We start from the raw sequence: 20164 nt of genomic DNA, 5'->3' as shown, positions 1-20164 counted from the left end.
GTCGTATCCTGCTCGGACACTTGATTCTGAATCTCGCTGCCGAGCCAGGCCGGCGATCGGCACCATCCCCGCCCTTCACCCGGAACAAGAGCTCGTCAACGACCAATTGACACCCTTGACCGCAGTAAGCGCCACGCAGGGCGGACGTGGCCGTTCGACTGGAGATCCATGGCCGGGCGCATCGAGGACTACGCACTCATCGGAGACATGCAGACCGCTGCCCTGGTCTGCCGGGACGGCACGGTCGACTGGCTGTGCCTGCCCCGCTTCGACTCGCATGCCGTCTTCGCAGGGCTGCTCGGCACCGAGGAGCACGGTTTCTGGCGCCTCGGGCCCGCATATCCGGGTCACGCCGAGCCCCCGACCGCCGACCGCCGCAGGTACCGCGGTGACTCCTTGATCCTGGAATCCGAGTGGGACACGCCACGCGGCACGGTCCGTGTGACCGATTTCATGCCGCCGCGAGACGGGGCACCCCAGCTGATCCGGATCGTCGAGGGTGTGAGCGGTCGCGTTCCGATGCGCTCCGCGCTGCGGATGCGGTTCAGCTACGGCCGGGTCGTGCCATGGGTGCACAAGGTGGAGAACCGGACGGTCGCGGTCGCCGGCCCCGACTCGGTGTGGCTGGACACGCCGGCGGAGACGTACGGCAAGGACCTCACGACTTACTCCGACTTCACCGTCTCCCCCGGCGACCGGCTCGCCTTCACCATCAGCTGGCAGCCCTCGCACCGGGAGCAGCCCGCGCTCCCCGACCCCGAGGGGTCGCTGGACGCCACCGAGGAGTTCTGGCGCGAGTGGGTCGAGCACTGTACGTACCACGGCCCCTACCGTGAGTCGGTGGTCCGTTCGCTGATCACGCTGAAGGCGCTGACGTACGCCCCGACCGGCGGGATCGTCGCCGCCCCGACCACCTCCCTGCCGGAGGAGATCGGCGGCGTGCGGAACTGGGACTACCGCTACACCTGGCTGCGCGACGCGGCGATCACCCTCTCCTCGCTGTTGCGCACCGGCTATCGCGAAGAGGCGCGGGCCTGGCGGGAGTGGCTGCTGCGCGCAGTCGCCGGAGACCCGGAGAACCTGCAGATCATGTACGGGATCGCCGGCGAGCGTGAACTCGGCGAGGCGGAGCTCGACTGGCTGCCCGGCTACGAGAACTCCGGTCCGGTCCGGGTGGGCAACGGAGCGGCCAACCAGCTTCAGCTCGATGTGTACGGCGAGGTCACCGAGGCCCTGCACCTGGCGCACATGACCGGACTGTCGCGCAACGACTACGCCTCCGTACTGCAGCTCAAGCTCATCAGGTACCTCGAGGACCACTGGGACCAGCCCGACGAGGGCATCTGGGAGGTGCGCGGACCCCGCCGCCACTTCGTGCACTCCAAGGTGATGGCATGGGTCGCCGTCGACCGCACGATCAAGCTGATCGAGTCGGGCGACGCGGACGGCCCGCTGGAGCGCTGGCGCGAGCTGCGCGACGACATCCACCGCGATGTCTGCGAGAAGGGCTACGACAAGGAGCGGAACACCTTCACGCAGTCCTACGGCTCGAAGGAGCTCGACGCCTCCCTGCTGCTGATCCCGCAGATGGGCTTCCTGCCGCCGGACGACAAGCGCGTCATCGGCACGATCGAGGCGATCCAGCGGGAGCTTTCCACGCCGGACGGTTTCGTCCTGCGCTACCCGACCGCGGGCGACGAGGCCGGGGTCGACGGTCTCGAGGGCGACGAGGGCGCCTTCCTGGCCTGCTCGTTCTGGCTCGCCGACGATCTGGCGATGATCGGGCGGGTGGACGAGGCACGGCGGCTGTTCGAGAAGCTGCTGTCCCTGCGCAACGATCTCGGGCTGCTCGCCGAGGAGTGGGACCCACGGCTGCAGCGCCAGGTGGGCAACTTCCCGCAGGCGTTCAGCCATGTTCCGCTGATCGACACGGCGCTGCGGCTCACTGCCTCCGGCGCGTACGGAGGCTGAGGGGGACCGCCCCGGAAGTGCGCGGCAGGACCGCAGCTACCTACGATGAGAAGGTCCTGTTCGCGCCCCGGAAGGGGGCATCATGGCGCCCCAACCCGTCGCGGAGCCGGCCCTGAGCAGGCTCCGCGAAACTCTGGCCGGTGAAGCCATCACCCCGGCCGACGCGGGTTACGACGAAGCCCGCGCCGTCTTCAACGCGATGATCGACCGACGGCCCTCGCTGATCGTCCAGTGCGAGTCGGCGGCGGACGTGGCCGCGGCGATCCGCTTCGGCCGGGAGAACGGTCTCGAGCTGGCCGTACGCGGCGGGGGTCACAGCGTCGCGGGCCTCGCCGCCACCGACGGCGGTCTTGTCATCGATCTTCGCCGCATGCACGCGGTCACCGTGGACCCGGACGCCCGTACGGCACACATCGGCGGCGGAGCCACGATGAGCCATCTCGACCGGGCCACCCAGCCGTTCGACCTCGCGGTCACCGGCGGCCGCGCCTCCACCACCGGGGTGGGCGGCTTCACGCTCGGCGGCGGATCGGGCTGGCTGGAGCGGAAGTTCGGTCTTGCCTGCGACAACCTGGTCTCCGTCGATCTGGTGACGGCCGAGGGCACCGAGGTCCGCGCGAGCGAGGACGAGAACCCCGAACTCTTCTGGGCGCTCCACGGCGGCGGCGGCAACTTCGGGGTGGCCACGTCCCTCATACTCGCACTGCATCCGCTGCCCGCGATGTCGGTCGCGTTCCTGTTCTTCCCGGCGGCCAGGGGAGCCGAGGTGCTGCCCGTCTACCGGGAGGTGCTGGAGTCCGCCCCGGACGAGGCCGGCGGAGGCTTCATCTATCTGACCGGGCCGCCCGAGGACTTCATGCCGGAGCACCTGGTGGACAAGTCCGTGTGCCTGGTACTTGTCACCTACGCGGGAACCGAACCCGAACTGCGCCGCGCGGCCGGGCCACTGCTCGCTCTGGGCCACGAGGCGGAGGTCGTCATGGAGCTCCCCTACGCCGAGCTGCAGTGCATGATCGACGATCCGCCGGGACTGCGGAACTACTGGTCGGCGGAGTATCTCCACGCCCTGCCGGACGAAGCCCTGGCCGTCTTCTGCGAGCGCGCGGACACCATGATCGTGCCCTCGAACTCGCAGCACATCCTCTTCCCGATGGGCGGCGCGATGGCGCGGGGCGACCTCGGCCATCCGTTGCCCTGGCGGACCGCAGCGTGGGTCTCCCACCCCTTCGGCATCTGGGAGAACCCGGCCGACGACGCACGTGGCAGGCAGTGGGTCCGTGATGCGCGAGCCGATGTCATGCCCTGGTCCATCGGGCAGGTGTACCTCAACTTCATCGGCAACGAGGGCGAGCAGCGGGTGGTGGCCGGCTTCGGCGCCGAGAACTACCGGCGACTTGCCGCGGTCAAGGCCGACTACGACCCGGACAACGTGTTCAGCCTGAACCACAACATCAAGCCCGGCTGACAGTTGTCCTTGGAACTTTTGCCCAGGTAGCGTCCCGGCAATGGAAACACAGGGCGGAATCACCGTGCAGCGGGCGCTGGAGCTGCCCGGACTCCGCAGTGGGCTCCCGGAGGTCGTGGCCTGCGCCGACCGGCTCAACCGCACCGTCCGCTGGGTGCATGCCGGTGAGGTCCCGAACATCGCATCGCTGCTCAAGGGCGGGGAGTTGCTGCTCACCACCGGTCTCGGCCTGGGGACCCGGCCGGCCGAACAGCGCACGTTCGTACGGCGGCTCGCGGACCGCGGGATCGCAGCGCTGGTCGTGGAGCTGGGGCCGAGGTTCGCCCGGCTGCCCGCCACGATCGTCGAGGCGGCCAAGGCCGCCGGGCTGCCGCTGATCCAACTGCACCGCGAAGTCCCCTTCGTCTCGGTGACGGAGGAGGTGCACACCGAGATCGTCAACGGGCATTACGCACTGCTGCAGCGCGCCGAGGAGGTGCACCGGCGGTGCACGGAGGCATTGCTCGGCGGTGGCGGAATCCCTCAAGTGCTGCGGATTCTGGCGGACTTCACAGCCAATCCGGTGTTCCTCGAGACCACGGACGGGCAGTTGCTGTACGCGGCGGGCACCGAGGCGGGGCCCGCCGCGGCCGACCCGCTCCAGGTGTGGGAGGGACTGCGCGGCCAGCGGACCGCTCGTGAATCGGGACCACCTGCCGGGGCGGTGCTGGTGGATGTGCCCGGCGGGGGTCATGGGGCCGGCGCGGTGCGGGCCCGTCTCGTCCTCCTCGCCGTCTCCTCCCCTCTGCTCCCGGTGCACCGGATGGCGGCCGAGCGGACCGCGGGGGTGCTCGCGGTGGTCCTCATGCAGGCCCGTCAGGAGGAGGAGCTGGCCGCCCGTGGCCGTGGTGACTTCCTGACCGACCTCGCCGAGGGCCGCATCACGGCCGAGGACGCACCGGAACAGGCCCGGGTGCTGGGCTTCAAACCGGGCGAAGGCCCGCTGCTGCCGGTGGTGATGCGGCTGTCCCCCGAGCTGACCCCGTCGGGAAGCTGGTCGTTGCTGGCCCGCGCGCTGCACGAGGAACTGTCGTCGCTCGGGGTGCCGGTCCTGCTGGGCGTGCGCCCCGTCGAAGGCCGTGTCCCGCTGCTGATCGGCCTTCGCACCGAGCCCGAGCGTACGGCGGTGGCGGACCGGGTTGCCGCCGCGCTGCGCGCCGGACTGGAGCGAGCGGGCCTGGACCGCACCGGAGCCCATCCGCCCGTTGTCGTCGTCGGCGTCGCCGGCGGCTGGGCGGCGGCCTCCGCGGGCCTGCGCCACGCGGCCGAGACGGCGACTGCGGCGCTGGGCCTGTCCGACCGGCCCTGGTACGACGCGCGCCGCCTCGACATCGATCTGCTGCTGTGGCGGCTGAGGGACCACCCTGACCTGGCGGCCTTCGTGGAGCGTGCGATCGGTCCGCTGCGTGACCACGACCGCGCCTCCCGTCCGCCCCTGATGCCGACGCTCGAGACCTATCTGGCCCACGCCGGCCGCAAGGCGGAGACGGCACGCGAACTGCACCTCAACCGCCAGACCCTCTACAACCGCCTTGCCCGTATCTCGGAGTTGCTCGGCACGGACCTGGACGACCCCCAGACGGTGCTGGCCCTTTCCCTGGCACTGCGGGCACGGCGCCACACCACTCCTTGAGCGTTGTCCCGCCGTACCGGCAGTACCAGGCGCCCGAGGACATCCCAGGGCACCCCCCGTAGCCCTCGGGGCGGGCCCGGGGTGCCCCCACGCCGCGTTGCCGGAAACGCCCGGACACATCCGGTAGGAGCACGCCCCTGTGCCGGCCTCCGGGCGGGGGTACCCGCACCGCCGCCCTGCGATGCTGCCCCTCGGCTCCGGCGGGGCTGGGGAGACCTTGTACCGACACCGCGCGCAGGTCCACGGGTCCACCGCCACCGCCACCGCCACCGCCACCGCCACCGCCACCGGGGATGACGGGACAACACCCTCAGTACGGTGCGGGGCGGGGCTGGTTGAGTTCGTCGTAGATGCTCAGGATCTGGGCAACGGTCTCGTCCTCGGTCGGCCAGGTGGCCGCCTGTGCCCGGCCGGCTGCGGCCAGCCGGTGGCGGAGGGCCGGGTCCGCGAGGAGCCCGGTGACCGCCGTGGACAGGGCGCCGGGGTCGCCGTAGGGGACGAGCTCCGCGGCGGGGCCGACGAGTTCGGGGATGCCGCCCACACGGGTCGCGACGAGGGGGACGCCGAGGCGGAGAGCCTCCTGGGCGAAGAGGGAGCGGGCCTCCCAGCGGCTGGGGAGGACCGCGATGTCGGCCGCCGCGAGAAGGTCCGTGATGTCGTCACGGCGGCCGACCAGCCGCACCGGAAGGCCCTCCGCCTCGATGCGTCGCTGGAGCGCCGCCCGCTCGCGCCCCTCCCCCGCGATCACGAGCAGCGGTGCGGGGTCTAGCCCGAGCCAGCCATGGGCCGCATCGAGGAGGGTGGTGTAGCCCCGGCCGGGTTCGAGCCGGCCGGCGGCCATGAGCAGGGGGCGGTCGACGGCGCCCAGGTCCGCACGGGCCTTGCTCTCGTGGCCTCCCGCGGACCGGCGGGGTCCCGGTACCGAGACCGGCGAGAGCCGGGCGTCCCGCGCCCCCCTCTCGCGGGCCCGGTCGACGAGGTCGGACGACGTTCCGAGCACAACCGCCGCCGCCCGCACGGCCCTGCGCTCCAGCAGCCGCAGCACCTGGCCCCGTGCACCTGTGGCGTGCGCCCGCGTGTGCCAGGTGACGACGAGCGGCGCCCGGTGCTGCCTGCCGAGGGCGAGTGCGGCGCGGCCCGCGGCGTGCAGTCCGTGAGCGTGCACGACATCCGCATCCGAGCAGGCCGCCCGCAGCGCACCGACAGCGGCCGGATCGCTGCGCCGGGGTACGGGCACGAAATGCGCTCCGGCGCCGAGGAAGTCGTATTCGTGCTCGAGGGACGCGGGGGCGCACACGGTCACCCGCACCCCCCGTGCCACCAGCCCCGCGGCCAGTGATCTGACGTGAGCGCTGCTGCCCGCGCTGTCGCCGCCCAGAACCTGGACCGTACGCAGCTGTGTCACGCGCCAAGGATGCCAGCCCGTACGAACGTTCCGGCACCGTCTTGGCGTCGACCCCGTGTCCGGCGCCTCAACTCCGGGACCGGGATCACTCACATGGGTGAGCGCGCGAGTTCGGTGATCCGGGCGCCGTACACCGTCGCCGCGATCAGTCCGGCCGCGTGGGCGGCCAGTCCCCCACGGCCGTTCGCCGCGGCGACGGCGACGCCGACGGCCGCACCGAGCGCATGCGCGCCCGCGTCGCCGAGCATCGTGGCCTCGCCCAGATCATCGGCGAGAACGGTGGCCGCGGCACCCATGGGGGCGGCTGCGAGCGGGCCCCTCGGCAGCCCCGGCGCGCCCAGCGCGAGAACGGTGAGCGCACCGCGTCCGGGGCGTACGTCGACGAGGTTCACCAGGTGCGCGCTACCGGCGATCACGACTCCCGCGAGCACCTTGTCGAGGGGCCGCTCCTTCATCAGTGCCCCCGTGACGAGCGCGGCAGCACCGATCCCGAACAGCTTCACCGCCCCGCTGGTGACCTCGCCGTGCCTCAGCGCCCTCAGATGCTCCCCGAACCCCCGCCGGTCGTCCCCGGCGACGTCGTCGTACGCTCCGCACGCCCCGGCCGCGAGCACCGCAACAGCGGCCCCTGGCACACCGGCGGCCACCACGCCCACCGACGCGCCCACGGCCACGGCGGGGCCCGCGCAGAGGTCGACAGTCCGCCCGGCGTAATTGGTGCGTTCCCACCGCGCACTTCCCCGGGTGGCCGCCCTCAGCACGCGGTACACCACCCGCGTCGTTCCGACACCCACCGCGGACACGCCGACCCTGCCGAACGTCTTCATGAGCGGCACCTTAGGCCGGAGGGCGCGAGGTGCCGGTGGGAGGGGCCGCCGCATCAGGCTTCCGCGATGTCATCGGGGCGGCCACCGGGCCGCCCCGACGGCACTCCGCCCGCCCGCACAGCGGGTGCACCCCCGATGCCGCCCACGCCCACACTCCTGGCGCCGCCGACGTCCGTCCGCTGCCGGGGGCCACGGCGGAGCGCCGGGACACCCGTCCCGTCGGGCACACGGCGTCCTGCGCGCACCGGGTCCCGGATGCGGCACCGCAGCGCCCCCTCGGGCCGGCCAGGCGCTTCGGAAGAGGAGCCCCGGTCCACCCGGGAGAACCCCGCTGCGCGGCAGGCCGTGCACCGGGAGCGGCGGGGCGCGACAAAGCCCCCTACGCCTCCGAGCGCGCCGCCGCCAGCAGTTCCTCCGCATGGGCCCGTGCCGTCTCGGAGTCCTCCTGCCCCGCGAGCATCCGCGACAGCTCCCGCACCCGGTCCTCGCCCTCCAGCACGGTGACCCCGGACCGGGTCACGGACCCGTCGTTGGTCTTCTCGACCAGCAGCTGACGGTCCGCGAACGCCGCCACCTGGGGCAGATGGGTGACCACGACCACCTGCGCGGTCCGCGCCAGCTTCGCCAGCCGTCGCCCGATCTCCACCGCCGCCTTGCCGCCGACTCCGGCGTCGACCTCGTCGAAGAGATAGGTGGGCACCGGGTCGGTGCCCGCGAAGACGACCTCCACCGCGAGCATCACCCGCGACAGCTCGCCGCCCGACGCACCCTTGGCGATCGGCCGCGGCTGGGCGCCGGGATGAGGGGCGAGCAGCAGTTCGACCTCGTCCGCGCCGGACGACGAGTAGGCAACGGTACGACCGCCCACCTCGATCCCGTCCGGATCGTCGGACTGACGGATGTCGATGGTCACACGCGCGTGCGGCATCGCGAGGTGCGCCAGCTCCGCGGTGACCGCCTCGGCGAACCGGGCCGCCGCCTCGGTACGGGCGTCGGTCAACGCCTGTGCCAGCCCGGAGAGTTCGACGCGCAGCGCATCACGCTCCACGGTCAGCTCGCCGATCCGGTCGTCGTCGCCCTCCAACTCGGTGAGCCGGCCGGAGCTCTCCTCGGCCCAGGCCAGCACGGCGTTGATGTCCTCGCCGTACTTCCTGGTCAGCCCGGTGAGCGCGGCACGCCGCTCCTCGACCGCCGCCAGCCGCAGCGGATCGGCGTCGAGATCGTCGGCGTACCCGGCGAGCTCACCCGCCACATCGGCGAGCAGGATGGAGATCTCGCCCATCCGGTCGGCGAGCGCGGCCAGGGCGGGGTCGTGGGAGCGCACGGCGTCCAGGGCCCGGCCCGCGCCTGCGACCAGGGTGGCGGCGTCCACGCCCTCGGGGTCCTCGGGGTTCCCCGCGAGTGCAGCGTGTGCGAGGGAGGCTGCCGAGGCCAGGGCTTCGGCGTGACCGAGTCGCTCGGCCTCGGCGGCCAGCTCCACGTCCTCGCCGGCACGCGGCTCGACGCCCGCGACCTCGTCCAGCCCGAAGCGCAGCAGATCCGCCTCCTGCGCCCGCTCGCGGGCGCGTGTGGTCAGCTCGGCCAGTTCGGCGGACACGGCCTTGAGCCGCCGGTAGGCGGCCACGTACTTGGCATGCGGCCCGGCGACCGCGTCGCCCGCGTACCGGTCCAGGGCCTGCCGTTGCCGGGCGGGCTTCAGCAGTCCCTGCTGGTCGGTCTGCCCGTGCACGGCGACGAGCTCGTCGGCCAGCTCCGTGAGCATGCCGACGGGCACCGAACGGCCCCCGAGATGCGCACGCGAGCGCCCCTCCGCCGAAATCGTCCGGCTGATCAGCAGCGCACCGTCGTCGAGTTCGGCACCGGCTTCCTCGGCCCGTACGACCGCGGGGGTGCCGGCGGGCATGGTGACCCGCCCCTCCACCACCGCCGACTTGGCGCCGATCCGCACCAGGGCAGGGTCGGCGCGCCCACCGAGCAGCAGCCCGAGGCTGGTGACGACCATGGTCTTGCCCGCACCGGTCTCACCCGTCACCGCGGTGAATCCGGGGGACAGCTCGACGACAGCATCGTCGATGACCCCGAGCGACCGTATCCGCATCTCCTCCAACACGGGGAAGACCTTACGAGGTCGGGGGCCGCGTGTGCGACGGCCCCCGCCCCGCATTCACGGAGTCGCAGGTGGGCGCCCCCGCGATCACCCTTCGGTGGGACCTGCGCGGCCACGGCCACCCCGCCGCGCAGACCGTACGGAAGGGCACCGGAACCGGCCGTCCGGGCGGCCCGGCAGCCCCGCCGTGGCCGGAACCGTCCACGGCGGGCTCCGGAGCGGCGTGGGCCCACGGGGCTGCCCCGGTGACCGTTCCCGGGTGCCCTGGGCTCGTCCACGAGCCTGTCAGGGACCTGTTCCCCTTCCACTCCGGTGCGGCCCGGGCCGGATCAGTGCGGCGCGCCCCTCCACCCCGACACCGGCAGCGCGAACTTCGCCACGAGCCGGTCGGTGAACGACGCGTGGTGCAGCCGTGCCAGCCGCACCGGCACCGCCCCTCGCCGGACCTCCACCCGTGCCGCCGGCGGCAGCTCGATGGCGCGGCGTCCGTCGCACCACAGCACCCCGTGGGGGGTGTTCGGCTGCACCTCCACGGCGAGGACGGATGTCGGGGAGGTGACCAGCGGCTTCGCGAAGAGGGCGTGCGCGCTGATCGGAACCAGCAGCAGGGCCTCGACCTCGGGCCACACCACAGGGCCGCCCGCCGAGAAGGCATAGGCGGTCGAGCCCGTCGGGGTGGCGCAGACGATGCCGTCGCAGCCGAATCCGGTCACGGGACGGCCGTCGATCTCCAGAACGACTTCGAGCATCCGCTCGGGCGAGACCTTCTGCACGGCGGCCTCGTTGAGCGCCCAGTCCCGGTGCACCACATCGCCGTTGGTGCGCACGGCGACGTCGAGGGTCATCCGCTCCTCGACCTCGTAGGCCCGCGACACGACCCGGTCGACGACCTTGTCGAGGTCGTCACGCTCGGCCTCCGCGAGAAAGCCGACCCGACCGAGGTTCACGCCGAGCATCGGCACCCCGGAGGCCCGGGCGAACTCGGCGCCGCGCAGCAGCGTCCCGTCACCGCCCAGCACGATCAGCAGCTCACAGCCGTCGAGCACCTCGGGGGTGGCCTCGGGGACCGTCTCCACGGCCGCCGGGAGCGGCAGGTCGGCCGCCTCGAAGGCGAGCACCCGCACGCCCAGGCCGGCCCGCAGCAGGCCCTGGACGACGAGTTCGGCACTGCGGATGGCCGCGGGCCGCCCGGTGTGTGCCAGCAGGAAGACGGTACGCGTACGTGTCTGCGTATCCGTGTTCGTATCGGTCAACGCGGCCCCTCCGCCACTGCACGATCGACATCCGTCGGGTCGAGGTCCGGTGCCCCGGCCCGGAGCCACAGAAAGTACTCGACATTTCCGGAGGGTCCGGGCAGCGGACTGGCGGTCACACCCAGCACACCGAGGCCGAGCTCAGCGGCCTGCCGTGCCACGTTCCTCACCGCCTCGGCGCGCAGCTCAGGGCTCCGCACCACTCCACCGCTCCCGAGCCTTTCCTTGCCGACTTCGAACTGCGGCTTGACCATGAGGACAAGATCGGCGCCCGGTGCCGTGCACCGCACGAGTGCGGGAAGCACCAGGCCGAGGGGGATGAAGGACAGGTCACCGACGACCAGGTCCACCGCCTCCCCGTCGATCATCTCCAGGGTCAACTCACGCACATTCGTACGGTCCTTGACCATCACGCGTTCATCGCTCTGCAGGGCCCAGGCGAGCTGGCCGTAGCCGACGTCCACGGCGACGACATGTGCGGCCCCCGCGCGGAGCAGTACATCGGTGAAGCCACCGGTGGACGCTCCCGCGTCCAGGGCGCGCCGGCCTTCGACCTTCAGCCCCAACGGCACGAAGGCGGCGAACGCGCCGGCGAGCTTGTGGCCCCCCCGCGAGACGTAATCGGGTTCGCTGTCGTCCTGGGCGACGACGATGGCGGCGCTGGTCTCGACCTGGGTGGCGGACTTGGTGGCGGTGTTGCCGCCCACGGTCACCCGCCCTGCCGCGATCAGCTGGCTCGCATGCTCCCGCGAGCGGGCCAGCTTGCGGCGTACCAGCTCGGCGTCGAGGCGGCGGCGTGCCACTCCTGCCACGTTCGGTTCAGCTCCTGTGGTCGTACGGGTCGTCGGGTCGGCCCGAAGGGCCCTGGTGGAGGCTCTCGGCCGGGTGACCGACGGGCCGCTGGGGCACCGGCGGCCCCTGACGCGCATCGAGCGCCGTCAGCGTGTCCCGCAGACCCCGGTGTACATCCTCGTACACCTCCACATGTCCGTCCGCCGGGAGGTGGTCCGCATCGGCAAGCCGCTCCAGGTGGGCGTCGACCTCGGCGTTGCCGGTGGGGACGCGATCGACGCCGAGAGGCGCGGGAGCGGCGGGGTCGGACACCTCGGCCACGGGCACGGCCTCTTCGGCCGGTTCCATCGAGTCGCTCATGCCCAGACGCTACCGCGAAGCCCTGGGGTACCGTCGGTCACGATGGCGACCACGGAGGAGTGCCGCAGCGCACTCGACAGACTTTCGGACAATCTGGCGAAGGCGGACGGAGAGGTGCGCAGCGCGGCCGCGCTCGACCGTTCCCTGAGCTGCCACATCAAGGACCTCGGCATCACCTTCACCGGGCGCCTCACGGCGGGCCGCATCGAGGTGGTGGACACCCTGACCGGCCCTCCGGCGCAGAAGGCGGAGATCCGGCTCGCGATGACCGGTGACGATCTGGTGGCCATGGTCGACGGCGAGCTGAGCTTCGCGAAGGCCTGGGCCTCGGGCCGGGTCAGGCTCGAGGCCGGCTTCCGCGACCTCCTGCGCCTGCGGACGCTGCTGTAGGAGCCGATGCACCGGCGGATTCCGCCACCGGCGCGTCCGCGGCATGCGTGCGGCGCCGCGCCAACGGCACCACCAGCGGCGTACCCGTCTCGGGATCGTCGATGACCTGCGAGCGCACACCGAAAACCTGTTCGACCAGTTCTGTGGTGACGACGTCACCCGGCGCACCCTCGGCGGCGATCTCCCCGCCGCGCATCGCAATCAGATGCGTCGCGTAGCGGGCGGCCTGGTTGAGGTCGTGCAGCACCGCGACGAGGGTGCGCCCCTGTGTCTCGTGCAGCTCGGCGCACAGATCGAGGATCTCGAGCTGATGCTGGATGTCGAGGAACGTGGTCGGCTCGTCGAGCAGCAGGACCGGCGTCTGCTGGGCGAGCGCCATCGCGATCCAGACACGCTGGCGCTGACCTCCTGAGAGTTCGTCGACGTAACGGTCGGCCAGCTCCCCGACGCCGGTCGCCGCCATCGACTCCTGGACGATCCGCTCGTCCTCCCGGGACCACTGGCGCAGCAGCCCCTGGTGCGGATAGCGGCCACGGCCGACGAGATCGCCGACGGTGATGCCGTCGGGCGCGATCGACGACTGCGGAAGCAGGCCCAGCGTCCTGGCGACCTTCTTCGCGGGCATCGAGTGGATCGTCCGGCCGTCCAGCAGCACCCGGCCCTGGCGGGGCTTCAGCATCCGTGCGAGCGCGCGCAGCAGCGTGGACTTGCCGCAGGCGTTCGGGCCGACGATCACCGTGAACGAGTTGTCGGGTATCTCCACCGAGAGGCCCTCGGTGATCACCCGCTGGTCGTAGGCGAGGGTGACCGATTCCGCGGTGAGGCGCTGCATCGACGTACTCCTGAGGTTCTTCCTGGTCCGCTGCTGCCGGTCTGTGCTCGTTCCGTCCGGCCGGCGCGTCATATCCGCCCCGCCCTGCGCTCGGTGACGAGCAGCCAGAGCAGATACACGCCGCCCAGCACACCGGTGATGACACCGACCGGAAGTTCCCGGTCCCCGAACGCCGAGGTGGCGACCCAGTCGGCGGCAACCAGCAGTGCGGCGCCCATCATGGCGCTCGCCGCGATGTTGGGCCCGGGCGAGCGCGTCAGCCGGCGGGCGAGCTGCGGGGCACTCAGCGCCACGAAGACGACGGGACCGGCCGCAGCCGTGGCCACCGCGGTGAGCAGCACGGCAGCGCCCATGAGCACGGCCCGGGTCCCCTCGACACCGACCCCGAGCGCGTACGCCGCGTCGTCACCCATCTCCATCATCCGCAGCGGCCGTCCGTACGCCAGGCACAGCGGAATCAGCACCGCGCAGCAGATGAGCAGCGGCCAGAACTGGCTCCAGTCACGGCCGTCGAGGGAGCCGGTCATCCAGACGACAGCGCGCGTCGCATCGACGAGATCGGCCTCGGTGATGAGGTAGTGGATGGCACCGGTGAGCATGGAGGCGATGCCGATACCGACCAGGACCAGCCGGTAACCGTGGACTCCGCGCTTCCACGCGAGCAGATACACGGCCACGCCCGTCGCCAGTGCACCGACGATCGCACCGCCTGCGGTCGCCGGGGCGTCGCCCTTGAACAGGACGATCACGGCCAGCGCACCGACAGTCGCCCCCTGACCGAAACCGAGCACATCGGGACTGCCCAGCGGGTTGCGCGAGATGGTCTGGAAGACCGCCCCGCCCACGGCGAGCGCGGCACCGACCAACAGTGCCACCAGCACCCTCGGCAGCCGTACGTCCTGGACGATGAACTCCTGCGCAGGGGTGCCGTTGCCCAGCAGGGTCCCGACGACCTCTCCGGGCGCCATCGGGAAGTCCCCGCTGCCGACGAGCACGACGGCGACGAGCAGTGCGACAGCCAGAAGCAGCAGGGCAACGAGAAGCGCCCTCGGATCGACCCGGACGGAGAGCCCGCCGGGCGTGCGTATCGCCTTCACGGCCTTCACAGCTGCGCCATCCTCTTGCGGCGTACGAGATGGATGAACACAGGCCCGCCGACGAACGCCGTGACGACCCCGACCTGCAGCTCGGCGGGGCGCGCGACGACCCGGCCGATCACGTCGGACCCCAGCAGCAGCACGGGCGAGAGCACAGCCGCGTACGGCAGGATCCACCGCATGTCCGGGCCGGTGACGGCACGCACGAGATGCGGGACCATCAGGCCGATGAAGACGATCGGCCCGCACGCGGCGGTCGCCGCACCGCACAGCAGTGTCACCGCGAGCATGGCCATGATGCGCGTACGGGTCAGATGCGCGCCGAGCGCGCGTGCGGTGTCGTCGCCCAGCTCCAGCGCGTTCAGCGGGCGGGCGATCAGCAGCGCGAGCACGACCCCGGCACCGATGAACGGGGCCGTCTTCTCGATGGTCGCGGGATCGGCCGAGGCGAGCGACCCCACCATCCAGAAGCGCAGCCGGTCCAGCGCGGCCGAGTCCAGCAGCTGCACGGCATTGACATAGCCGAACAGCGCAGCGGTGGCGGCCGTCCCGGCGAGTGCGAGCCGTACGGGCGTCGCACCGCGACTGCCGCCGAGGACGTACACGACCACGGAGACCACGCCCGCACCGAGGAACGCGAACCACACGTACTGCCCGACCGACGTGATGCCGAGGAAACTGATGGCGGACACGACCGCGGCGGCGGCACCCGCGTTGACCCCGAGCAGTCCGGGTTCGGCGAGCGGGTTTCGAGTGAGTGCCTGCATCACGGCGCCCGCCAGTCCGAGCGCCACGCCCACCAGCAGCCCGAGCACGGTCCTCGGCATCCGGACGTCGTGAACGATCACGTCATGCCCGGTGCCGGTGTTCTCGAAGACTCCGTGCCACACATCCGCGACCGGGACCGACTTGGCACCGACGGCGATGCTCGCGACACAGACCAGCAGGAGGAGCCCGATCGAGAGCAGCAGTCCGACGGCCCGCAGCGCATGTCGTTTGCGCGGTTCGGACGCTGCGGACGCAGGATCCGCGCTCTGTTCGGGGGGACTTTCGACCAACACCCGGTTAGGTTAGCCTACCCTCTCCCATTACCACTTCGACGAGGGAACGGAGCGGGCGCCGGTGCCGGCGAGCCGAACGGGCGCACCAACTCACCAGCCCAGTCTCGCCAGTGCCTTCCCCGCATCGAGCGTGCTCGCCGCATCACCCGCCTGCGACCAGGCCGCCGCGCACAACGCCCGCAGCCCGTCCAGCGCTTCGCCCTCCCCGTCCAGTACGAGCGCGTCCCCGCGCACGGACGCGGTCCAACCGCCGCACCCGAAGCCGTCCCCGTGATCGGCCACCTGAGGCTGTCCCGTCAGCAGCCCCCGAAGATCCGCGTCCACATACGTCGGCCGGTGCTCCGGCTTCGCCGTCAGCAAGTGCGCCGCATCCGTCACCCCGGTCAGCACGAGCAGCGAGTCCACTCCCCCGTTGAACGCGCCCTCGATATCGGTGTCCAGCCGGTCCCCGACCACCAGCGGCCGCTCGGCACCCGTGCGCAGAATCGTCTCCCGGTGCATGGGCGGCAGCGGCTTGCCCGCCACCTGGGGCTCGGCCCCCGTCGCGATGCGTACCACCTCCACCGCAGCGCCGTTTCCCGGCGCGATCCCCCGCGCACTCGGGATCGTCAGATCCGTGTTGGACGCGAACCACGGCACACCGCGTGCGATCGCGTAGCACGCCTCCGCGAACCGCCCCCACTCCAGCCCGGGGCCGCCGTACCCCTGCACCACCGCAGCGGGATCGTCGTCCGCGGACATCACCGGCTCCAGCCCGCGCTCACGCAGCGCCACCCGCAGTCCGTCACCACCGATCACCAGCACCCGCGCACCTGCCGGGACCTGCTCCGCGATCAGTCTGGCCACCGCCTGCGCCGAGGTGATGACGTCCGCGGACTCAGCCGGTACCCCCAGCTCGGTGAGATGGACCGCCACCGCGTCCGGTGTCCGCAGCGCGTTGTTCGTGACGTACGCGAGATGCATCCCGCCCGCGCGCGCCGCACCGAGCGCCTCCACCGCGTGAGCAATCGCCTCCCCGCCCGCGTACACGACCCCGTCAAGGTCGAGCAGAGCCGTGTCGTACACCGTGCACAGCGCCTGCGCGCTGCCGCTCGGCCTGGTCCTGCCCCGCTCACCCATGCTGGTCGCTCCTCACTCGTGCCGTCCTCCCCAGATCATCGCGCATCGCCTCAGCCACATACGATGCATGAATGAACACAAGAGGTCATGCGGCCAACGGCGGCCTGCACATGGTCCCGTTCCGCGGACTGCGCTATGTCCCAGAGCGGGTCGGCAGCCTCGCCGCCGTGACCTCGCCGCCGTACGACGTCGTCGTACGCCCCGATGGGCTGCACCACCTGGAGTCCGCGGACCCGCACAACATCGTCCGGCTGATCCTCCCGCAGGCGGCGAGCCCCACCGCTCGCAACGAACAGGCCGCCGAGACGCTCGAGCGCTGGCTCACCGAAGGAGTCCTCGCGCCCGACCCCGTCCCGGCGCTCTATGTCTACGAACAGCGCAAGGGCGACATCCTGCAGCGCGGGATCATCGGGGCCCTGGCCCTTTCCACCCCGGACGAGGGCATCGTGCTCCCGCACGAGGACGTGATGCCCCATGTGGTGGCCGACCGCGCCGCCCTGATGCGCACCACGGCCGCCAACCTGGAACCGCTCCTGCTCACCTACCGCAGCGACGGAGCCTCGACCGGGGCCACGGCCGTGATAGAGCGGACCATTCTCGGCAGCCCGCTGCTGGCGACGACCACGGAGGACGGCTTCGACCACCGCCTCTGGTCGGTCACCGCCCCTTCGGATCTCGCCGAGATCTCCACGGATCTCACCCACCACCAGGCCCTCATCGCCGACGGCCACCATCGCTGGGCGACCTACCTCCGGCTCCGCGACGAACGGCCGGTTCCCGGGGCTTGGAACTACGGCCTGGTCCTGCTGATCGACACGGCCCGCTATCCGCTCCGAGTACGCGCCATCCACCGCCTGCTCAACCGTCTCCCGGTCCAGGACGCCCTTGCCTCCGTCGAGGGCCTCTTCCGGGTACAGCACATCGACGGGCCCCTCCCCGACGCCCTCGATGCGCTGGCCGCGGCAGCCCGCGAGGGCAACGCCTTCCTGCTCACGGGCGACGGCCGATTCCATCTGCTGGACCGTCCCGACGCCGCCCTGCTGGCGCGCTCTGTGCCCAGGGACCGTCCGGACGCCTGGCGGCAGCTCGACGCGACCGTCCTGCACTCCGCGCTGCTGGAGAACGTCTGGCGGATCCCGGACTCCCCCGAGGAGATCACCTACATCCACGACACCGAGGCCGCCGTCGACCAGGCCGAGCGGCGTGGCGGCACCGCGGTGCTGATGCATCCGGTACGGGAGGACGTCGTCCGGGACCTGGCCCGGCAGGGTGTCACGATGCCGCGGAAGTCCACCTCGTTCGGTCCGAAGCCGGCGACGGGCCTGGTCTTGCGGAGCCTGAGCGTGGACTGACGCGCTCCCTCGAGAACGACGGAAGGCCCGGCACCCCCGAGGGGGTGCCGGGCCTTCCGGTCGTCTGCGGGAACGTGTCAGGCCTTGGTGCCCTCGTCGGCCTCGTCGTCGTGCTCGTCGGCCTCGTCAGCGGCATCGTCGTGCTCGTCGGCGTTCTCAGCGGCATCGTCGTGCTCGTCGGCCTCGTCAGCGGCGTCAGCGGCGTCAGCGGCGTCAGCGTTGGCGGCGTCGTCCTCGGGCGTCGCGTCGGCATCACCCGCGGCTGCGGATGCGCCTCCGTCCGCCCCCTGGCCGTGCTCGTCCTCCACGGCATCGTCTTCGATCAGTGCGTCGACGAACTCGACCCCGTCCAATTCGGCGAGCCGGTCCGAGGCATCGGTGGACCCGTCCCTGTCAGCCTCGACGGCCTTGGCGAACCACTCGCGCGACTCGTCCTCGCGCCCGGCGGCCAAGAGAGCATCGGCGTAGGCGTAGCGCAGGCGCGCGCTCCACGGCTGCACGGAGTTCGACGCCAGCTCTGGGCTCTGCAAGGTGACGATGGCGGCGTCCAGCTGCCCCAGGTCACGCCGTGCGCCGGCCGCGACGAGCCGCATCTCGACCTGCCCCGCCTTGTCGAGCTTCTGCACCTCGGGCTCACCGGCCATCGCCAGCGCCCGCTCCGGCCGGCCCAGTCCACGTTCGCAGTCGGCCATGACGGGCCACAGCTCGGCGCTTCCGCTCATTCGCCGGGCTGCGCGGAACTCTGCGAGCGCCTCCGAGTACTTCTGCGTCGCGTACGCAGCGAAGCCCGCGGCCTCACGTACAGCAGCGACACGCGATGCGAGCCGCAGCGCCACCCGCGAGTACCCGTAGGCCTGCTCCGGGTCCTCGTCGATCATCCGCGCGACCATCACAAGGTTCTTCGCGACGTCCTCGGCGAGCGTCTTCGGCAGGCTCTGGAGTTCCTGACGCACGTCATTGTCGATCTCGTCGCCCGTGACGTCCTCAGGGATCGGCAGCCGCTTGATCGGCTCCCGATCCCGGTCACGTCCACGATCGTGGTCGCGGTCATCACGTCGTCCGTATCCACCACGGTCGTCACGTCCACGGTATCCGCCACGGTCGCGGCTGCGGTCGTCCCGGCGGAAACCACCACGATCGTCATCGCGACGCGGCCCACGGGGGCGGTCATCCCTGCGCGGTCCACGGTCATCCCGACGGTCGTCCCGACGGAAACCACCACGATCGTCATCGCGACGCGGCGCACGGTCGTCCCGACGGAAACCACCACGGTCGTCATCGCGACGCGGCGCCCGATCATCCCGACGGAAACCACCACGGTCATCGTCCCGACGCGGCGCCCGATCATCACGACGGAAACCACCACGGTCATCGTCCCGACGCGGCGCCCGATCATCCCGACGGAAACCACCACGGTCATCGTCCCGACGCGGCCCACGGTCGTCCCGACGGAAACCACCACGGTCATCGTCCCGACGCGGCGCCCGATCATCACGACGGAAACCACCACGGTCATCGTCCCGACGCGGCCCACGGTCGTCACGACGGAAACCACCACGGTCGTCATCGCGACGCGGCGCCCGATCATCACGACGGAAACCACCACGATCATCACGACGGTCGTCCCGACGGAAACCACCACGGTCATCATCGCGACGCGGCGCCCGATCATCACGACGGAAACCACCACGATCGTCGTCCCGACGCGGCCCACGGTCGTCCCGGCGGAAGCCACCACGGTCATCGTCCCGACGCGGCCCACGGTCGTCACGACGGTCGTCCCGGCGGAAACCACCACGGTCATCATCGCGACGCGGCGCCCGATCATCACGACGGAAACCGCCACGATCGTCACGACGGTCGTCCCGGCGGAAGCCACCACGGTCATCGTCCCGACGCGGCCCACGGTCATCACGACGGTCGTCCCGGCGTCCAAAGGCACGGTCGTCCCGCGGGAAGCGGCCCCCGCGGCCGTCATCACGTCGATCGTCACGACGGCCGTGACTCCGGTCGTCCCTGGGGAAGGAGCCACCACGTTCGTCGCGTCGATCATCGCGGCGGTAAGCGCCTCCACGATTGTCGTCACGACGGTCATCACGACGCCCGGATCCACTGCGGTTGTCGTCCCGGCGAGGCCCGCCTCGGTAACCGCCCCGGTCACCGCCACCGTCTCGGCGGCGCGGCTCGCGCTCCGGACGATCGTCGGAGGAGTTGGTGGACATCGCATGGCTCCTGTCTTCGGGTACCGCAGTCATTCTCGCGCAGTCGGCCATCCGACGCGCTTCGGGAAATATCAGGCAAAACAAAAGGACCCGTGGTCCCAGCTGAACGCTGGGACCACGGGTCCTGAAAGATTGTTCGGCGGCGTCCTACTCTCCCACAGGGTCCCCCCTGCAGTACCATCGGCGCTGAAAGGCTTAGCTTCCGGGTTCGGAATGTTACCGGGCGTTTCCCTAACGCT

At 71.5% G+C, this 20164-nt stretch carries 16 protein-coding genes, 1 rRNA gene and 1 pseudogene; 5 read left to right on the top strand and 13 right to left on the bottom strand.

Annotated elements, in window-relative coordinates:
- The first annotated feature begins 168 nt into the window (after nt 1-168).
- The 3 genes from AC068D_RS30525 (at nt 169) to AC068D_RS30515 (ending at nt 5108) form a co-directional block, all read left to right on the top strand.
- A complete protein-coding gene (locus AC068D_RS30525; protein WP_478826340.1) occupies nt 169-1971 on the top strand; it encodes a glycoside hydrolase family 15 protein in 1803 nt (600 codons plus the stop codon).
- An 82-nt stretch (nt 1972-2053) separates the two neighbouring features.
- On the top strand, nt 2054-3436 hold the full coding sequence (locus AC068D_RS30520; protein WP_478826339.1) for an FAD-binding oxidoreductase: 1383 nt from the start codon (nt 2054-2056) through the stop codon (nt 3434-3436).
- A gap of 40 nt (nt 3437-3476) precedes the next feature.
- Nucleotides 3477-5108: a PucR family transcriptional regulator gene (locus AC068D_RS30515; RefSeq protein WP_478826338.1), complete on the top strand. Its 1632-nt coding sequence runs from the start codon at nt 3477-3479 to the stop codon at nt 5106-5108.
- Between the two features lie 310 nt (nt 5109-5418).
- On the opposite strand, the gene AC068D_RS30510 is transcribed toward AC068D_RS30515, so the two are convergent.
- The 6 genes from AC068D_RS30510 to AC068D_RS30485 all read right to left on the bottom strand — a co-directional run bounded on the left by AC068D_RS30510 (nt 5419) and on the right by AC068D_RS30485 (nt 11852).
- Entirely contained in the window at nt 5419-6513 is a 1095-nt protein-coding gene (locus tag AC068D_RS30510; RefSeq protein ID WP_478826337.1) for a glycosyltransferase family 4 protein, read from the bottom strand.
- A gap of 89 nt (nt 6514-6602) precedes the next feature.
- On the bottom strand, nt 6603-7340 hold the full coding sequence (locus AC068D_RS30505; protein WP_478826336.1) for a hypothetical protein: 738 nt from the start codon (nt 7338-7340) through the stop codon (nt 6603-6605).
- A 379-nt stretch (nt 7341-7719) separates the two neighbouring features.
- Nucleotides 7720-9438 carry a DNA repair protein RecN gene (gene recN, locus AC068D_RS30500; RefSeq protein ID WP_478826477.1) on the bottom strand — a complete coding sequence of 573 codons (1719 nt, stop codon included), beginning with the start codon at nt 9436-9438 and terminating at the stop codon, nt 7720-7722.
- 338 nt (nt 9439-9776) lie between these two features.
- Entirely contained in the window at nt 9777-10700 is a 924-nt protein-coding gene (locus AC068D_RS30495; RefSeq protein ID WP_478826335.1) for an NAD kinase, read from the bottom strand.
- Nucleotides 10697-11512, bottom strand: coding sequence for a TlyA family RNA methyltransferase (locus AC068D_RS30490; RefSeq protein WP_478826334.1), 816 nt, complete (start codon nt 11510-11512; stop codon nt 10697-10699). Before AC068D_RS30490 ends, AC068D_RS30495 begins: the two co-directional genes overlap by 4 nt.
- Nucleotides 11513-11519: 7 nt before the next feature.
- Nucleotides 11520-11852 (bottom strand): hypothetical protein, encoded by a 333-nt coding sequence (locus AC068D_RS30485; protein ID WP_478826333.1) that lies wholly within the window; start codon nt 11850-11852, stop codon nt 11520-11522.
- 42 nt (nt 11853-11894) lie between these two features.
- On the opposite strand from AC068D_RS30485, the gene AC068D_RS30480 reads away from it, so the two are divergent.
- Nucleotides 11895-12242 (top strand): SCP2 sterol-binding domain-containing protein, encoded by a 348-nt coding sequence (locus AC068D_RS30480; RefSeq protein ID WP_478826332.1) that lies wholly within the window; start codon nt 11895-11897, stop codon nt 12240-12242.
- On the opposite strand, the gene AC068D_RS30475 is transcribed toward AC068D_RS30480, so the two are convergent.
- The 4 genes from AC068D_RS30475 to AC068D_RS30460 form a co-directional block, all read right to left on the bottom strand.
- On the bottom strand, nt 12190-13074 hold the full coding sequence (locus AC068D_RS30475; RefSeq protein WP_478826331.1) for an ABC transporter ATP-binding protein: 885 nt from the start codon (nt 13072-13074) through the stop codon (nt 12190-12192). The two genes, AC068D_RS30480 and AC068D_RS30475, sit on opposite strands and share 53 nt — an antisense overlap.
- A 68-nt stretch (nt 13075-13142) precedes the next feature.
- The gene (locus AC068D_RS30470; protein WP_478826330.1) at nt 13143-14180 is read right to left on the bottom strand and encodes a FecCD family ABC transporter permease; all 1038 of its coding nucleotides are present in this window, start codon (nt 14178-14180) and stop codon (nt 13143-13145) included.
- Nucleotides 14177-15232 carry a FecCD family ABC transporter permease gene (locus tag AC068D_RS30465; RefSeq protein WP_478826329.1) on the bottom strand — a complete coding sequence of 352 codons (1056 nt, stop codon included), beginning with the start codon at nt 15230-15232 and terminating at the stop codon, nt 14177-14179. Before AC068D_RS30465 ends, AC068D_RS30470 begins: the two co-directional genes overlap by 4 nt.
- Before the next feature lie 90 nt (nt 15233-15322).
- A complete protein-coding gene (locus tag AC068D_RS30460) occupies nt 15323-16351 on the bottom strand; it encodes an HAD-IIA family hydrolase (RefSeq protein WP_478826328.1) in 1029 nt (342 codons plus the stop codon).
- Between the two features lie 71 nt (nt 16352-16422).
- Between AC068D_RS30460 and AC068D_RS30455 the strand changes: the two genes are divergently transcribed.
- Entirely contained in the window at nt 16423-17703 is a 1281-nt protein-coding gene (locus AC068D_RS30455) for a DUF1015 family protein (RefSeq protein ID WP_478826327.1), read from the top strand.
- A gap of 77 nt (nt 17704-17780) precedes the next feature.
- On the opposite strand, the gene AC068D_RS30450 is transcribed toward AC068D_RS30455, so the two are convergent.
- The 3 genes and pseudogenes from AC068D_RS30450 to rrf form a co-directional block, all read right to left on the bottom strand.
- Nucleotides 17781-18656 (bottom strand): tetratricopeptide repeat protein, encoded by an 876-nt coding sequence (locus AC068D_RS30450; protein WP_478826476.1) that lies wholly within the window; start codon nt 18654-18656, stop codon nt 17781-17783.
- A 339-nt stretch (nt 18657-18995) separates the two neighbouring features.
- Nucleotides 18996-19538: pseudogene (locus AC068D_RS30445) on the bottom strand (hypothetical protein); the annotation flags it as partial.
- A 521-nt stretch (nt 19539-20059) separates the two neighbouring features.
- A 5S ribosomal RNA gene (gene rrf, locus AC068D_RS30440) occupies nt 20060-20164 on the bottom strand; the annotation flags it as partial.

The organism is Streptomyces sp. NPDC043861, assembly GCF_056435905.1.
Note: the sequence above shows the minus strand (reverse complement) of the source record. Positions and strands in the feature narration are given on the sequence as shown.

Bases quoted from the DNA above. Each gene is read 5' to 3' on its own strand.
- AC068D_RS30505 (WP_478826336.1), bottom strand. From the start codon at position 7,340: ATGAAGACGTTCGGCAGGGTCGGCGTGTCCGCGGTGGGTGTCGGAACG.
- AC068D_RS30515 (WP_478826338.1), top strand. From the start codon at position 3,477: ATGGAAACACAGGGCGGAATCACCGTGCAGCGGGCGCTGGAGCTGCCC.
- AC068D_RS30455 (WP_478826327.1), top strand. From the start codon at position 16,423: ATGAACACAAGAGGTCATGCGGCCAACGGCGGCCTGCACATGGTCCCG.
- AC068D_RS30520 (WP_478826339.1), top strand. From the start codon at position 2,054: ATGGCGCCCCAACCCGTCGCGGAGCCGGCCCTGAGCAGGCTCCGCGAA.
- AC068D_RS30480 (WP_478826332.1), top strand. From the start codon at position 11,895: ATGGCGACCACGGAGGAGTGCCGCAGCGCACTCGACAGACTTTCGGAC.
- AC068D_RS30485 (WP_478826333.1), bottom strand. From the start codon at position 11,852: ATGAGCGACTCGATGGAACCGGCCGAAGAGGCCGTGCCCGTGGCCGAG.
- AC068D_RS30475 (WP_478826331.1), bottom strand. From the start codon at position 13,074: ATGCAGCGCCTCACCGCGGAATCGGTCACCCTCGCCTACGACCAGCGG.
- recN (WP_478826477.1), bottom strand. From the start codon at position 9,438: ATGCGGATACGGTCGCTCGGGGTCATCGACGATGCTGTCGTCGAGCTG.
- AC068D_RS30525 (WP_478826340.1), top strand. From the start codon at position 169: ATGGCCGGGCGCATCGAGGACTACGCACTCATCGGAGACATGCAGACC.
- AC068D_RS30460 (WP_478826328.1), bottom strand. From the start codon at position 16,351: ATGGGTGAGCGGGGCAGGACCAGGCCGAGCGGCAGCGCGCAGGCGCTG.